Origin of the sequence: Hyphomicrobium zavarzinii ATCC 27496 (assembly GCF_000383415.1) — a bacterium.
Classification (GTDB): Bacteria; Pseudomonadota; Alphaproteobacteria; order Rhizobiales; family Hyphomicrobiaceae; genus Hyphomicrobium_C; species Hyphomicrobium_C zavarzinii.
In genome coordinates this window covers 366,270-379,841 of record NZ_KB911257.1, presented here as the reverse complement: position 1 = coordinate 379,841, position 13,572 = coordinate 366,270, and the positions used below count along the sequence as shown (strand labels likewise).

11 protein-coding genes are annotated in these 13,572 nt (G+C 64.7%); 7 read left to right on the top strand and 4 right to left on the bottom strand.

All coding sequences use genetic code 11. From position 1 onward, the window contains the following. Positions 1 to 115 precede the first annotated feature (115 nt). Positions 116 to 409 (bottom strand): 50S ribosomal protein L28, encoded by a 294-nt coding sequence (gene rpmB / locus F812_RS0109695; RefSeq protein WP_026867995.1) that lies wholly within the window; start codon positions 407 to 409, stop codon positions 116 to 118. 379 nt (positions 410 to 788) lie between these two features. On the opposite strand from rpmB, the gene F812_RS0109690 reads away from it, so the two are divergent. The 5 genes from F812_RS0109690 (at position 789) to F812_RS23380 (ending at position 7,564) form a co-directional block, all read left to right on the top strand. Continuing rightward, complete coding sequence (locus F812_RS0109690) at positions 789 to 1,652, top strand: DUF3108 domain-containing protein (RefSeq protein WP_020085776.1); 864 nt, start codon at positions 789 to 791, stop codon at positions 1,650 to 1,652. 250 nt (positions 1,653 to 1,902) lie between these two features. Then, complete coding sequence (locus tag F812_RS0109685; protein WP_020085775.1) at positions 1,903 to 5,124, top strand: helicase-related protein; 3,222 nt, start codon at positions 1,903 to 1,905, stop codon at positions 5,122 to 5,124. Continuing rightward, positions 5,121 to 5,543 (top strand): RNA-binding S4 domain-containing protein, encoded by a 423-nt coding sequence (locus F812_RS0109680; protein WP_020085774.1) that lies wholly within the window; start codon positions 5,121 to 5,123, stop codon positions 5,541 to 5,543. Before F812_RS0109685 ends, F812_RS0109680 begins: the two co-directional genes overlap by 4 nt. A gap of 111 nt (positions 5,544 to 5,654) precedes the next feature. Next, entirely contained in the window at positions 5,655 to 5,993 is a 339-nt protein-coding gene (gene fdxA / locus F812_RS0109675) for a ferredoxin FdxA (RefSeq protein ID WP_020085773.1), read from the top strand. Positions 5,994 to 6,472: 479 nt separating this feature from the next. Beyond that, entirely contained in the window at positions 6,473 to 7,564 is a 1,092-nt protein-coding gene (locus tag F812_RS23380) for a CarD family transcriptional regulator (protein ID WP_020085772.1), read from the top strand. Positions 7,565 to 7,608: 44 nt separating this feature from the next. Here F812_RS23380 and F812_RS23375 read toward each other — a convergent pair whose 3' ends face one another. Together F812_RS23375 and F812_RS25425 are read right to left on the bottom strand one after the other, a co-directional pair. Further along, complete coding sequence (locus F812_RS23375) at positions 7,609 to 8,487, bottom strand: thermonuclease family protein (protein WP_020085771.1); 879 nt, start codon at positions 8,485 to 8,487, stop codon at positions 7,609 to 7,611. Between the two features lie 122 nt (positions 8,488 to 8,609). After that, positions 8,610 to 10,181: a calcium-binding protein gene (locus F812_RS25425; RefSeq protein WP_156827349.1), complete on the bottom strand. Its 1,572-nt coding sequence runs from the start codon at positions 10,179 to 10,181 to the stop codon at positions 8,610 to 8,612. Between the two features lie 210 nt (positions 10,182 to 10,391). Between F812_RS25425 and F812_RS0109655 the strand changes: the two genes are divergently transcribed. After that, positions 10,392 to 10,835, top strand: coding sequence for a hypothetical protein (locus tag F812_RS0109655; protein WP_020085769.1), 444 nt, complete (start codon positions 10,392 to 10,394; stop codon positions 10,833 to 10,835). Between the two features lie 102 nt (positions 10,836 to 10,937). Here the strand turns inward: F812_RS0109655 and ppk2 are convergent, their stop codons facing one another. Beyond that, a complete protein-coding gene (ppk2, locus tag F812_RS0109650; RefSeq protein ID WP_020085768.1) occupies positions 10,938 to 11,846 on the bottom strand; it encodes a polyphosphate kinase 2 in 909 nt (302 codons plus the stop codon). Between the two features lie 254 nt (positions 11,847 to 12,100). On the opposite strand from ppk2, the gene F812_RS23365 reads away from it, so the two are divergent. Continuing rightward, a complete protein-coding gene (locus F812_RS23365) occupies positions 12,101 to 13,465 on the top strand; it encodes an ATP-binding protein (protein WP_198011169.1) in 1,365 nt (454 codons plus the stop codon). The last annotated feature ends 107 nt before the right edge of the window (positions 13,466 to 13,572 follow it).

The following is a 13,572-nucleotide window of genomic DNA, read 5'->3' as shown; positions in this document are numbered from 1 at the left end:
CGGTCTCGTTAAAGCCCGGTACCGTGATCCTGGTTCAATGCTGGCCGACACGAAAAAATGCGCCACGCCGGTTTCCGGCGGGCGCATTTTGAATTTCGAAGCCTGGGGCTGAGCCTTAGGCTGCCTTCTCGGCCTTTGCCTTGGCGATCTCGCGCTTCAGCTTGAGGCAGTCGGGCGACAGCTCCTCGTTGTCGGCCTTGGCCAGGAAGGCGTCGAGACCGCCGCGATGCTCCACCGACTTCAGCGCATGAGCGGTGATGCGGAGCTTCACCTGGCGATCGAGCGTCTCGCTGATCAGGGTGACATTAACGAGGTTGGGACGGAACTTGCGCTTCGTCTTGTTCTCGGCATGGCTTCTGAGCTGGCCCGAAAGCGGCAGCTTGCCCGTCAACTCACAGCGCCTGGTCATCTGACTATCCTTCGTTCGGTCGAGCCCCACGTCCGACCGCCCGCCCCGAGGACGGACCCGAAATCACGGGGAAAATCAATGAAAATAGCCCGCAGATACAGATCTGCGGGACAGTCGGGGCTTTCTATACGCGAGCCGCCGCAAGAACGTCAAGCGTATGAGGCCATTCCGCCGCGCTGAAAAGGCACTCCGGGCAAAAATTCGGGCCGGGAACGGAATAGATGATTTGGGGATTAAACGGGCTGAGCGCCGTGCCAATCCGGCGCGACCGTGAGCGAATTGTTAAGCCTTACGGGGCAGAATGTGTCCTACGAAGTCGTATCGTAAACCCGTTTTAGTCCCTTTTCGCTGAGAGTCGCGGCGAGAAGGGTTGGTGAGTATGATCATGTACCAGGTACAGTCTCGTCGCGTGCGTGGATGCGTTTTGGCGCTTGGCTCGGCAGCTCTTGCCGCTCTGGTGCCGCTTTCGCCACTGGCCACGGCCGCCCCGTCGCCTACAGGCGTTTCCCCGGTCCGGGTCGACGCCAGCTACAAGATCACCCTCAACGGGTTCGATCTCGGCACCTTCCGCTTCAAATCCAACGTCGGCCGCACGAGCTACACGCTCGATACGGATGTGCAGATTTCCGCACTTCTCGGCGTCTTCCATTGGAAGGGCGTGACCCACAGCTCGGGCACCCTCAAGGCCAAGGCCCCCAAGCCCGCCGATTTCCGCTTTGATTATGAAAGCTCCGTGCGCAACGGCTCCGTTACCATGGGCTTCGATCAGAACGGCATCGATCGCCTCACCGTTCTTCCGGTTACCCTGGAAGCGCCGGATACGGTGCCCCTCACCCGCTCGCACCTCAACAACGTATTTGATCCCCTGAGTGCCATCATGGCGATCACGCACACCGATGCGCCCTCGCCTTGCGGCCGCAAGGTGGCGATTTTCGACGGCAAGCAGCGCTTCGACATCGATCTGCGATATGCCCGGGAGATCCCAGTGGAAGGCGTGAAGGGCGAGACGGCCACCGTCTGCCGCGTCAAATATACGCCCATCGCCGGATACCGTCCGACCGAGGAAACGCGCCAGCTCGCCGCCACGAATGATATCGAGATCGCTTTCCGCGTCGTGCCTGCTGCCAAGCTGATGCTGCCCCAGTCGGTGTCGGTCCCCACGGCCGCCGGCGAAGCCCGCATTAACCTCGAGCGCGTGAACATCGAGCTTCCCGAGCGCGGTCAGGTCGCCTCGGCCAACTAGGGTCGCTTTTCCGTCATAGTCCGACATCTGCAGAGGGCATCGCGGCTTCCCCGCGGTGCCCTCGGGCATTTCCGGCGTCGTGGCACGTTCTCGACGGCGGCGGGAACGACGCATTTTGCAGGCGAGCAGACGCGAGTCAGCTTTAGAAGAATTCCACCGGGATGGACGCCTTTCCCCCGCGTAATCAAATAGCTTGATCTCGAACCCTCGCAATGCAATGCCAAGGGCTCTTCCAAAGGAGATCTCGCGTATGGCCAGCGATCTGGAAACGCGCATCCGCAACGTCACTGCGGTACTCGGCCCCACCAACACCGGCAAGACCCATCTCGCGATCGAGCGCATGCTCGGTCATGAGAGCGGCATGATCGGTCTGCCGCTGCGGCTGCTCGCGCGCGAGGTCTACGACAAGATCTCCGCCCGCATCGGCGCCGACAAGGTCGCCCTCATCACCGGTGAGGAAAAGATCAAGCCCGAGCGTGCACGCTATTGGGTGGCGACCGTCGAGGCGATGCCGCGAGACGTGGACGTGGACTTCCTCGCCATCGACGAGATCCAGCTCGCCGGTGACCCTGAGCGCGGCCATGTCTTCACCGACCGCCTGCTTCATGCGCGGGGCCGTGCCGAAACCCTGCTGCTCGGCGCGCAGACCATGCGCGATGCCATCCAGGACCTGATCCCCGGCGCGAACTTCATCTCGCGCCCGCGCCTCTCGCGCCTCACCTATGCGGGCGAGAAAAAGATCACGCGCTTGCCGGGCCGCTCGGCCGTCGTCGCCTTCTCGGCCAACGAGGTCTACGCCATCGCCGAGCTCATCCGCCGCCAGCGCGGCGGCACGGCCGTGGTGCTCGGCGCCCTCTCGCCGCGCACGCGCAATGCGCAGGTCGCGCTCTATCAGTCCGGCGACGTCGACTTCCTCGTCGCCACCGATGCAATCGGCATGGGCCTCAATCTCGATGTGGATCACGTCGCGTTCTCCGCCGTGCGCAAGTTCGACGGTCAGAACTTCCGCAATCTCACGGCCAACGAGATCGGACAGATCGCAGGCCGCGCGGGCCGCCACATGAACGACGGCACCTTCGGCGTGACGGGCAACTGCGAGCCGTTCGATGCGGATCTCGTGGAGCGGCTGGAAACGCACACCTTCGACAATGTGCGCGTGCTTCAGTGGCGTAACCGCCGCCTCGAATTCTCGTCCCTCGATCGCCTCCGCGACAGCCTTCGCGAGATGCCGAACGAGCAGCGCCTGACGCGCGCGCGCATGGCCGATGACGTGATCGCCCTCGAGACGCTGGCCAACGATCGCGAAATCGCCGGATACGCAACGACATCCGCCGCCGTTCAGCGGCTCTGGGAAGTCTGCCAGATCCCGGACTACCGCAAGATCTCTTCGCAAAACCACGCCGAGCTGATCGGAACGATCTACGGCTACCTCATGGGCCCCGAAGGCCGCGTGCCCGAGGATTGGTTCGCCAAGCAGGTCGCCTTCGCCGACCGCACCGACGGCGACATCGATACGCTCGCAAACCGCATCGCGCACATTCGCACCTGGACCTTCGTCTCCAATCGCGCGGACTGGTTGAAGGACCCCGGTCATTGGCAGGCCCGCACGCGCGCCATTGAGGATGCGCTGTCTGACGCGCTCCACGAGCAGTTGACGCAGCGCTTCGTCGACCGGCGCACCAGCGCCCTGATGAAGGGCCTGCGCGACAAGGAGGAGCTCAACGCCGAAATCGGCGAGGACGGCGCCATCCGCGTCGAGAACCACTATGTGGGAAGCCTCAAGGGGTTTCGTTTCTCGCCCGAGACCCAGAGCGGCGACGGCATCCACGGCAAGGCCGCCCGCAGTGCCGCTGCGCAGGTATTGTCGCGCGAGCTTGGCATGCGCGCCCGCCGCGTCGCTGCGGCCAAGGCCGACGCTTTCAAAGTCAATCGTTCGGGCCGCATCCTGTGGCGCGACGAGGAGATCGCCGCGCTCGAACCCGCGGAAGATCCCCTGAAGCCGCAGATCAACTTGCTGGCCGATGAGCACCTGACCGGCCCCGACCGCGAGAAGGTCCAGGCCCGCCTCGAAGCCTGGCGTGACGAGGTCATCGCCGAGCGGCTGAAACCGCTGGTCGATATCGCCAAGGCGGAGGATCTCACGGGCCTCGCCCGCGGCATCGCCTTCCGCCTCACCGAGAGCTTCGGCATGGTGAAGCGCGAGCTGATCGCCGACATGATGAAGCACCTCGATCAGGAGGCGCGCGCGCAGCTCCGCAAGTACGGCGTTCGCTTCGGCGCGTTCAACATCTACTTCCCGACTCTCTTGAAGCCCGCTCCTGCCGAGCTCGCCGTCACGCTCTGGGCGCTGAAGCATGCCCCCGCGCACGGCCTCACGCTCGAGACGCTGCCGGAGCTTCCGCGCGCCGGTCTCACGTCGGCCGCCGTCCAGACCACAGCCCCGGAAGCGCTCTATCGCGCCTATGGCTTCCATGTGTGCGGTCCGCGCGCCGTGCGCCTCGACATCCTCGAGCGTCTGGCTGATCTGATCCGTCCGCTGCTCGCCTACCGGGCATCGCCCGAGAACGCGACAGCCCCGCCCAAGGGATCCACCGGCGATGGCGGCTTCATCGTGACGCCGGAGATGATGTCGATCCTCGGCTGCTCGCCGGACGAACTGAGCAACGTGTTGAAGGCCCTCGGCTTCCGGCTTGATCGCAAGACCGTGCCGAAGCCTGTCGAGCCCGCCCGCGCCGATGCGGCTCAGGTTGCCGATCCGGCGTCCGGTGCGCCAGAGGCCTCGCAACCCGCGCCCGAAACGGCGGAGGCGGAGGCGAGCGCTGCTCCGCAGGACGCCGCGCCCGTGCCCGCCGAGGCGGAACCCGCCGCGCAGGCGGAGGCAACTCCCGCTGCGGAAGCAGCCACGGAAGCTCAGGCCGACGAAACCATCGTCATCGACGTTTGGCGCCCGCGCCGCCATCGCGACGAGCGCCCTCAGCGCCGCGAGGAAGGCCGCCGCGAAGGTCAGGGCCGCGAGCACAGGGACCGCCATCACGGTCGCCGTCGAGGCGGTGGAGAGGGACGCGGTCACGCGCCGGCTGCTGCCGCTCCCGCCGACGCCGCCGCGTCTCAGCAGAGCGAGGCCTCGGCCAACGCGGGCGACGCGCAGTCTCAGGTCAATGCGTCCGAGGCACCTCAGCGTCACCGCGGTGACCGGGAGCGCGGCAGAGACCGCGACCGCACGCAGCGCGATCAGGACCGGAACCGCCCGCGGCCCCAGCAGCGTCATCGCGACGGCGGACACGGAGAACGCCGCCGCGATGAGCGGCGCGGCGATGATCGCCGCCGTCACGAGGATCGGCAAGCGCCGGTCATGCGCTCGGCGAGCCCGCCAGCCAAGAAGGGCGGGCCCGATCCCGATTCACCCTTTGCCTCGCTCGGCGCCCTGCGCGATGCGTTGGCCAAGCAGGCCCGGGAAAAGAACTCCACATGACGAAACCCGCCGCGAGCCCTGCCGCCGCCGAGACCGGACATCAGCGTCTCGACAAGTGGCTGTGGTTTGCGCGGGTGGCCAAATCCCGGACGCTGGCGGCGACCGCCGTCACCGAGGGCAAGATCAAGGTCAACCGCGTGAAGGCCGAGAAGGCCAGCCAGGCGATCAAGATCGGCGATGTTGTCACCTCCCGCCTTCACCGCAATGTCCGGGTGCTCAAGGTGCTGGGGCTGGGAGAGCGCCGGGGACCAGCGGCCGAGGCACAGCTGCTCTATGAGGACTTGACGCCGCGCGCGCCGCCCGCCGGGGCGGCGGCCGACACGGCCGAGCCCATGGCCTGGGGCGAGCGGGCTCCCGGGGCCGGACGGCCGACCAAGCGGGAGCGCCGGCAGATTGACGAGCTCAAACGATCCACCTGACGAACGTCAAATGGCGCGGCTGTGACGTTGCGGGGCTTGCTATGGGGTCCGGCATTTGGCACATCCCGAGATCAAGCGAACGCACCTTCAGAAGATCCGGACACCTCCGACATGACCTACGTCGTCAACGACAAGTGCATTAAGTGCAAGTACACCGATTGTGTGGAGGTGTGCCCCGTCGATTGCTTCTACGAGGGTGACAATATGTTGGTGATCCACCCCGACGAGTGCATCGATTGCGGGGTGTGCGAGCCGGAATGCCCTGTCGATGCCATCAAACCGGACACGGAGCCAGGCCAGGAGCGCTGGCTCGAGGTCAATCGCGAATACGCAGACAAATGGCCGAATATTACTTCGAAGAAGCCCCCGTTACCGGAGGCCGAGCAGTACAGGGATGAAAAAGACAAGTTCGATAAATATTTTTCTTCCGAACCTGGCCAAGGCGACTAAGTGGAGACTGCGTAAAATAGCGTAGTCGTCGTCCGTGCGTGCGTCGCAGCAACTCGAAGACTTAATCAAGTTCTTTAAGCCCTAGATCACCTATATTCCTTATCGCGCTTCAATTTTCATGAAATTTGTGTTACAAGTATATCCTTGGACAGATTAGAACCGAACAGGAACGAAGACGGCCCAACGTAGCACTTGCCGCGAGCTTTTCGGAGCTTTGTGGCCGATTGCTGCGCCGAATGTGGGCGCCCATCTGAGATCTGTGACTTATCGTCCAACTGAGAGTAAGCGGGTAGCTATTTCGGCTCGGCAACCCGACATGCTGGGGAGGTCCTGGAACGGCGGCAAAGGCGACCTGCCGACGTCCGGGTCTATGTGTGACTGCACGGTCTACGGGCTCAACAAGACCCGGTTGCAGAGAAGAGTACGGCTCGACCCATTCGGGGCCGAGCGTTGTGATACGAGAGAGTGAGACGAAGTCTATGGCTCAGAAGAACAAAGCGCACGCCAAGGCTAGGACATCCAAGCCCGCTGCGTCCAAGACCGCTGCCCGGCCCTCCCAGACCAAATCTGCTGCTGCCAAGCCCGGCGCGAAGAAAACCGCCGCCGCCGTCTCCGCAAGTCATGCCAAGAAGCCGAGCCCTGTCAAGGCTTCCGTCGCCAAGTCGCCTGTTGCCAAGTCACCCGTTGCAAAATCAGTCGTGAAAGGACCCGAGATGAAGAAGGCGGTTACCGCAGCCAACGCAGGGAAGAAGCCCGCATTGAAGGCGGTTGTCGCTCCTCAGTCTCAGCCTGCGGCCGCCAAGGCGGCCGCTCCGGCAAAGTCCGTTGCCGCGCCCGCTGCGGCGGCTACTGTCGCCGGCCATCAGGCCGTCACGCCGGCCCGCGCCGCTGCTGCGCTCGCCAAGTCTGGCGGCCAGAAGCTGACGGCCCCCGTTCAGCCGGCCACTCCGAAGGAGATCGCCGAGAAGGCCGCGGCCGCCCGTCAGGTCATGGCGGCGCAGAGCGCGGCTCAGAAGAAGTCCGTCAGCCAGCGCCACGGCTTCAAGACCAACGAGTTCATCGTTTACCCGGCTCACGGCGTCGGCCGCATCGTCGGCATCGAGGAGCAGGAGATCGCGGGCATGTCGCTCGAGCTCTTCGTCATTACTTTCGACAAGGAGAAGCTCACGCTCCGCGTTCCCACCGGCAAGCTCGACAGCGTCGGCATGCGCAAGCTCGCCGATGACGGCATCGTCAAGAAGGCTATGGAGACGCTGAAGGGCCGCGCCCGCGTGAAGCGCACCATGTGGAGCCGCCGCGCGCAGGAGTACGTCGCGAAGATCAACTCCGGTGATCTGGTTTCGATCGCCGAGGTCGTTCGCGATCTCTACCGTTCCGAGGCCCAGCCTGAGCAGTCCTACTCCGAGCGTCAGCTCTACGAGGACGCGCTCGATCGCATGGCACGCGAGATCGCAGCCGTCGAGAAGCTCGATGAGCGCGGCGCCGTGCAGCGCATCACCGAGGTGCTCTCCAAGAGCGCCCGCGGCCGCCGTATGGCGGATGGCACGGATGCCGAGGTGAAGGCCGCATAAGCAGCCTTACACAGCCACCCAGAATTGCGACACCCCGCTGCCCGTCAGCGGGGTGTTGTCGTATCTGGGGGCGGCGTCGCGGACTTAGTGTCGGCGGCCGCTTTGGATCCGGGCGGCGGCGCACCTTCATTCCCGTTTAGCGTTTCGATCTCGTCGAACGAGCCAAGCACGATCATCGGCCCGTTGCGCCGCTCGATCCATCCCCGCACGCGGATCTCCTTTCCAGCAAGCGCGCTGAGACGCGTCGCGCCATCCGGGCTCCGGTCGACCAGGGAGCTCGCGATGCTGGCGGTGAAATCACGGCGCCAATCCGAGCCGAAGTTGATGTAGGTGGTCCGTTGCGTGCGCGCGACCTGCGACACGCGCCCGCTGACCAGAACGAACCGGCCGGCGAGACGCAGCAACGCATCCACCTCGGAAGCCTCGCGCACGCGATAGGTCGTGCGGCTCCAGAGTCCGCGCTGCGCGGTGCGGGGTTCCTCTTCCGCGCCGAGAAGCGCGCGAAGGCAGCCCGAATTTCCAGGTAGCGCATAGGCCCGCGCATGGCCGTCTGCGATCAGGCGCCGCTGCACCCACTCGGGTCCGCTCACCCCCGCGACGTAGAGCTGCGCCAACTCACGTCCATAGCGATCGCGCTTGCGGCCCTCGTAGCGCAAGGTGACTGCGCGACCGGAGACCAGTGTTTCGAGCGCGCGGAGAGCTTCGCGCTCGGGTGGCCAGGCATCCGGCGTGGCGGCGATGGCATCCGCCTTTGGAGCCAGCGCGCCGATCAGGCGAACCTCCCGCCCATCGTCGAGAAGCACGGTCTCGCTATCGATCACCCGCACCACATCGTGCGAAGACCCCGCATCTGTGGCGCACGTTTCGTCGGCCCGTGATGCAACGGCGAGACCCCAGCACGCTGCGATGGCGGCCGAGGCCATGGTGGCCACGCGTTTCGTTTGGATGCAGATCCTGAGCACGGGCGGCTTTGAGGCTCCATGAGAAGAGCAAGAAGTCTCACACCGTATCAGCCTGCGCGCGAAAATCATCGCCCGGTTGCGCGTTAGCCGGCGTTCTGCAGCGCGCTTATCGCGTCGCCCGCGCCGAATACCGGATAGTCGTGGCAGAGCACGTCGTCGAAAGTATCCAGACAGAAGATGCTGGCGCTCAGAAAATCGAGCGAAGGATCGGCCATCAGGATGGGCGCCGAAAGGTCGTACGCGTCGTCTTGGGCGGGGAGCGGCCCGGACACCAGCAAGGCGCCATCCGCTTCGTCGGCAAGCGCAAGGGGACGGTCGAGATCGATGCCGAGCGCTCCATTCTTGAAGTTGAGGAGGCGGACCAAACTGCTCCGCTGATGGGCCTCGCTCGGAAAGAGATGAACGACGAGCTCGCGCGAGCGGACATCATAAGCCGCCGCCATGTGCGATGGCGTCCACGTCACTGCGAGGCGATCCTCCGGTGCGGCATCGGAGATCACCAGCGACGCGCCGGGCGACGCGATCACGAACCGGTCCTCGTGCGGGCTCGCGATCATCCGCTCGGCACCTGAAACACGGAGGCCGCCGGATCCTGCTCTGTCGCCTGTGCGGCCGTCGAGATGCAGCTCGGCGTCGGCATGCGCCGTGATGCGGAAGCCGACATCGGAGTGCGAGAGATCGAGCACACCCCCGCCTCCCGCGCCGCCGTTGCGATTGAACTCCACCTTGAGCGGGCTCGGCGATAGCCCGACCCCTTTTCCGATCGTGAGCCGGTCGCCCGTACCGTCCCACACCACCTCCTCGATCGAGAGCAGGTGATCCTGACCGGCGCGGTAGGTCGCGATGAAGTCGGGCTGATGGTGCGGCTCACGCGCGAAGGGCGCCTCGAGCGTCACATCGCCGGCCCCTGTGTAGACGATGGTGTCGCGGCCGTCCTCGTCGTAGGTGAGGCCCGGTTGTCCGCCGTGGACGATGTTGAGGCCCGCCGACCAATGGAACGTATCGTCCCCCCGGCCACCATACAGCTTGTCGATCTGGCCCGAGATGTCGTTGCCCGAGAGATCGTCCGCGCCCTTGCCGCCGAGGAGGGCGGTGAAGCCGTTTCCGGTCCGGAGTTTGTCGTCCCGCGACGTTCCGAGCAGCGTCGAGGTGCCCGGCGAGAAGCGCACCCCAGCGGGCAGGGCGGCCTCCACGTCGATCCCGGTGTGATGGAGCAGCGAAGCAATGAGCGATGACGAGTTGAGCGTCGGCAACGCGGACCCCGGTAATGCAAGCGCGATGTAGGGAAAGCGCTGGAGTTCGATGTCGGTCGCGAAGGACGCGAGGCTCGCCCACAGCTCGATGGCCGCGCTTCCTTCGACGATGTCGCGGCCGCCGCGGCTTTCGGGGGTGCCGATCTTGAGAGCGAGCGCATCGTCCCTGAGATTGGCGTTCGCCTCCGAAAGCGTGGTGCCGCCGTGCCAGCCCTCGACGCCGAGGCGCACGCCCGCGTCGTCGGCCTCCCGGAGGCCTTCGATGACGAACCAATCGTCCTGGCGTACGGGGCGGCCGGGATCCTGGAAATCACTCCGGCACACGATCTGCAGGTGGTCGAAGCCGAGCAGGCCCAACCCCATTGTCCGCACAGGCAGCCTCTCCACGCGAATACCCGGCATCGGTCGCTCCCTGCATTGGGTTCGACGACATATATCAACCATAGATTGAATATTAGTTGAGTATCGCGCAAAAGATGAACGCAAACGCCGGGCGACTCTGCCGTGCCACTTCTGGCGGATCAGGCCTTCCAACATCCCCCGAAGCGGTCAATACTGCCTAAAAAAGAAGCGGAACGCTCGATTCATCATAGCTCAGGAGGGGAAAAGGTCATGGAGGGAACGTCTTTTAAGAGCCTCGTGCTCGGCTTCATCGCGGGGGCGATCGCGCTGGTCACGGTGCACGAGCTGATTGGTCTCTGGCTTTACAACTCGGGATATGCGACGCGCCTGCCGTGGTCCATGGAACCGTCGTTGATGACCGGCTATCCGCAGATCGCAACCGATGCGGTGTGGGGTGGCGTCTGGGGCGCGGTCTTCGCCCTCATTCTCGGAAGCGTGCCGCGGGGCTCGATGACCTTTCGGGGCGCTCTGCTCGGGCTCATTGGCCCGGCGCTGGTCGGTACCCTGGTTCTGATCCCGCTGATCAGGAGCGAGCCGCCGTTTCTGGGGAACGACATCAACCTGATCTGGCCGGTGCTGGCCACGGGGGCCGGGTTCGGCGCGGCCACCGCTTGGCTCTACGGCTTCCTCACGTCCGGCTGCCGTCTGCCCTGACCCGGAAACCGGACCATATTTCACGTGAATCGGGCTCCAGCCACATGGGTTGGAGCCCGATTTTCTTGCCCACCGGTGTCGTCTTTCGGACCCTGACCGCTCTCAGGACTGCTTGCCGTTGAGGGTGGCCAGGTAGTCCGCCCCGGACGTGGTGATCTTGGGATCGATAGCCCCGATCGCGTCCTTGTTCTTGCCCGCATAGTCCAGCGCCAAGAGGATCACGCGCATGGCTTCGAGGCGCGCGCGCCGCTGATCGTTGGCGTTGATCACGGTCCACGGGCTGACGGCAGTGTGGGTGAAGCGCAGCATGTCGGCCTCGGCCCGCGTGTAATCGTCGTATTTGCCGATGGCCGCGCGGTCGATTTCGGTCACCTTCCATTGCTTGAACGGATCATGACGCCGCTCGTGGAAGCGCTTGAGCTGCATTTCGCGCCCCACCGTCAGGTAAATCTTGAAGAAGCGGATGTTGTCGCGAACCAGAAGCGCCTCGAACTCGGGCGCGTCGCGAAGAAAACGCGCCACCTCATCCTCGCTGCAGAACCCCATCACGCGCTCGACGCCCGCGCGATTGTACCAGCTCCGGTCGAACAGAACCATGTCGCCGCGCGTCGGCAAATGGCTGATGTAGCGCTGAAAATACCATTGCCCGCGCTCCGCTTCGGTGGGTTTCGAAAGCGCGACGGAGCGGGAGTGGCGGGGGTTAACCCGCTCCAGGATACGCGCGATGCAGCCGCCTTTGCCCGACGTGTCGCGTCCCTCGAACACGACCACGACCCGCTCGCCTTGGGCCTGCACATGGTCCTGCAACTTGATCAGCTCGAGTTGCAGCTGCTGGAGCTGATCCTCGTAGACTTTCCGCTTGAGCTTGTCGTCGTAGGGATACCCGCCTGACTTGAGCGCGCGCTCTTCGAGCTGCGGGGGGAAGGTGGGATTGTCGAGGTCGAACCCCGGATAGGCTTGCGGCACCCCCGAGCTTTCCTTCTCGGTCTTGCCGTTCTTCGATTTTCCCATGGTTTCCGTCCTCGTCCCTCGAGCGCTGCCCAGCCTGCTTGCCGGGATAGAGGAACGTTGAAGCAATTCAATGAAAAGCGAAAGCGCCTCGGGGCGCAGATGAACTGTCACACAAGTGTTGTTTATCAGGAAGCCGAATTGCGGACATCGCCCGCGGAGGAGCTTCGCTTTGAAAACCATAAACACCCAACCGGTCCGGCGGGTGCGCCGTGAGGGTTGAGCCCATGCTGCGGATCGAGGCAATATGGGCGCCCATGACGGAGCCCCGGTGGCTGACCCGATACCTGTCAGCACTCACAACGAAGATCGAGCCTTTGCGGGCAGGCCTGCGCGGATTTCGCAGTCGCCTGTGCAGCCGCCTCTGGGCCGTTGCCGTCGCGGCGTTTCTGTTCGTCGGGCTGGCCGTGGCCGGAAGCATCTCCTGGCAACTGGCCGTCGCTGCTTTTGCTGTGATGGCGATGGCCATCGGCGGGCAAGGCCCTTCCGACGGCGAAAACGGCGATGACGCCTCTGCCGGGGATCGCGAGCGCTTCGTGCGCGGGCCGACATTGAACGAAAAGGAGGCCGCGAGCTGGCGGCTTCTGCTCGACGCCATTCCCGACGCCGTGCTCGCCCTCGATCATAATTTCAACGTTCTGCACTTCAACGCGCTCTTTCAGGACCTGTTTCCGAAGGTGCGGCCGGGACAGCCGCTGAGCCACGTCTCGCGCAATCCGGAGCTGAACGAGGCGGTGGAGAAGGCGGCCGTTTCAAACGAGCCCGTCGTCGTCGATCTGTTCGAGCGTGTTCCGGTCGAGCGGCGCATCTCGGCGACCGTCTCTCGTCTGGGCGGCAAGGAAACGCGCCGCGGCCTGCCGTTGCTGGTCATCTCGTTCCGCGATCTTACCGAGCAGGACAAACTCGCCCAGATGCGCGCGGACTTCATCGCCAACGCCAGCCACGAGTTGCGCACGCCGCTCGCCTCGTTGCGCGGCTTCGTCGAGACGCTGCAGGGGCCGGCGCGGGACGATCCGGACGCGCGCGCCCGCTTTCTCGGCATCATGTCGAGCCAGGCAAACCGCATGACCCGCCTCATCGACGATCTCCTTTCGCTGAGCCGCGTGGAGATGCGCGTTCACTTGCCGCCGAAGGGAATCGTCGAGCTGAACGAGGTCGCGGCCTACGTGGCGCAGGCGCTGGAGCCTCTGGCCGCCGCCTCGAAAGTGAAGATCGTGGTGACGAAGAGCGACGGCCCCATCAGGATACGCGGCGATCGCGACGAGATCGTGCAGGTAATCCAGAACCTCGTGCACAATGGCATCAAGTACGGCCGCGAGAATGGGCGCGTGGAAATCGCAGTCTCCCGTGTTCTCGATGGCTCGCCGCCGGTTCCACGCGTGCTGGTCGCCATCGCCGATGACGGCCCCGGCATCGCTCCGGAGCATCTGCCGCGGCTTACCGAGCGCTTCTACCGCGCCAACGCGGCGGCAAGCAGGGACAAAGGCGGCACGGGGCTCGGCCTCGCCATCGTCAAGCACATCGTCATCCGCCACCGCGGAGAGCTGCGCATTTCGAGTGTGGTCGGAAAGGGCTCCACATTCTCGATCCTGTTCGACGAACTCGGCGGCCAGCGCAGCTAGAGACGGGGCCTCTCTCCTCTCCCCGCAAAGAGCGAGGAAGTGAAGCGTTCGAGAGAACGCCCTTCCTTCTCCCGGTGGGAGAAACCCGTCCATGCGCAGCAAGGCCT

Bases quoted from the DNA above. Each gene is read 5' to 3' on its own strand.
- F812_RS23365 (WP_198011169.1), top strand. From the start codon at position 12,101: ATGACGGAGCCCCGGTGGCTGACCCGATACCTGTCAGCACTCACAACG.
- F812_RS25425 (WP_156827349.1), bottom strand. From the start codon at position 10,181: ATGCCGGGTATTCGCGTGGAGAGGCTGCCTGTGCGGACAATGGGGTTG.
- F812_RS23375 (WP_020085771.1), bottom strand. From the start codon at position 8,487: ATGGCCTCGGCCGCCATCGCAGCGTGCTGGGGTCTCGCCGTTGCATCA.
- F812_RS0109690 (WP_020085776.1), top strand. From the start codon at position 789: ATGATCATGTACCAGGTACAGTCTCGTCGCGTGCGTGGATGCGTTTTG.
- fdxA (WP_020085773.1), top strand. From the start codon at position 5,655: ATGACCTACGTCGTCAACGACAAGTGCATTAAGTGCAAGTACACCGAT.
- F812_RS0109680 (WP_020085774.1), top strand. From the start codon at position 5,121: ATGACGAAACCCGCCGCGAGCCCTGCCGCCGCCGAGACCGGACATCAG.
- rpmB (WP_026867995.1), bottom strand. From the start codon at position 409: ATGACCAGGCGCTGTGAGTTGACGGGCAAGCTGCCGCTTTCGGGCCAG.
- F812_RS0109655 (WP_020085769.1), top strand. From the start codon at position 10,392: ATGGAGGGAACGTCTTTTAAGAGCCTCGTGCTCGGCTTCATCGCGGGG.
- ppk2 (WP_020085768.1), bottom strand. From the start codon at position 11,846: ATGGGAAAATCGAAGAACGGCAAGACCGAGAAGGAAAGCTCGGGGGTG.
- F812_RS0109685 (WP_020085775.1), top strand. From the start codon at position 1,903: ATGGCCAGCGATCTGGAAACGCGCATCCGCAACGTCACTGCGGTACTC.
- F812_RS23380 (WP_020085772.1), top strand. From the start codon at position 6,473: ATGGCTCAGAAGAACAAAGCGCACGCCAAGGCTAGGACATCCAAGCCC.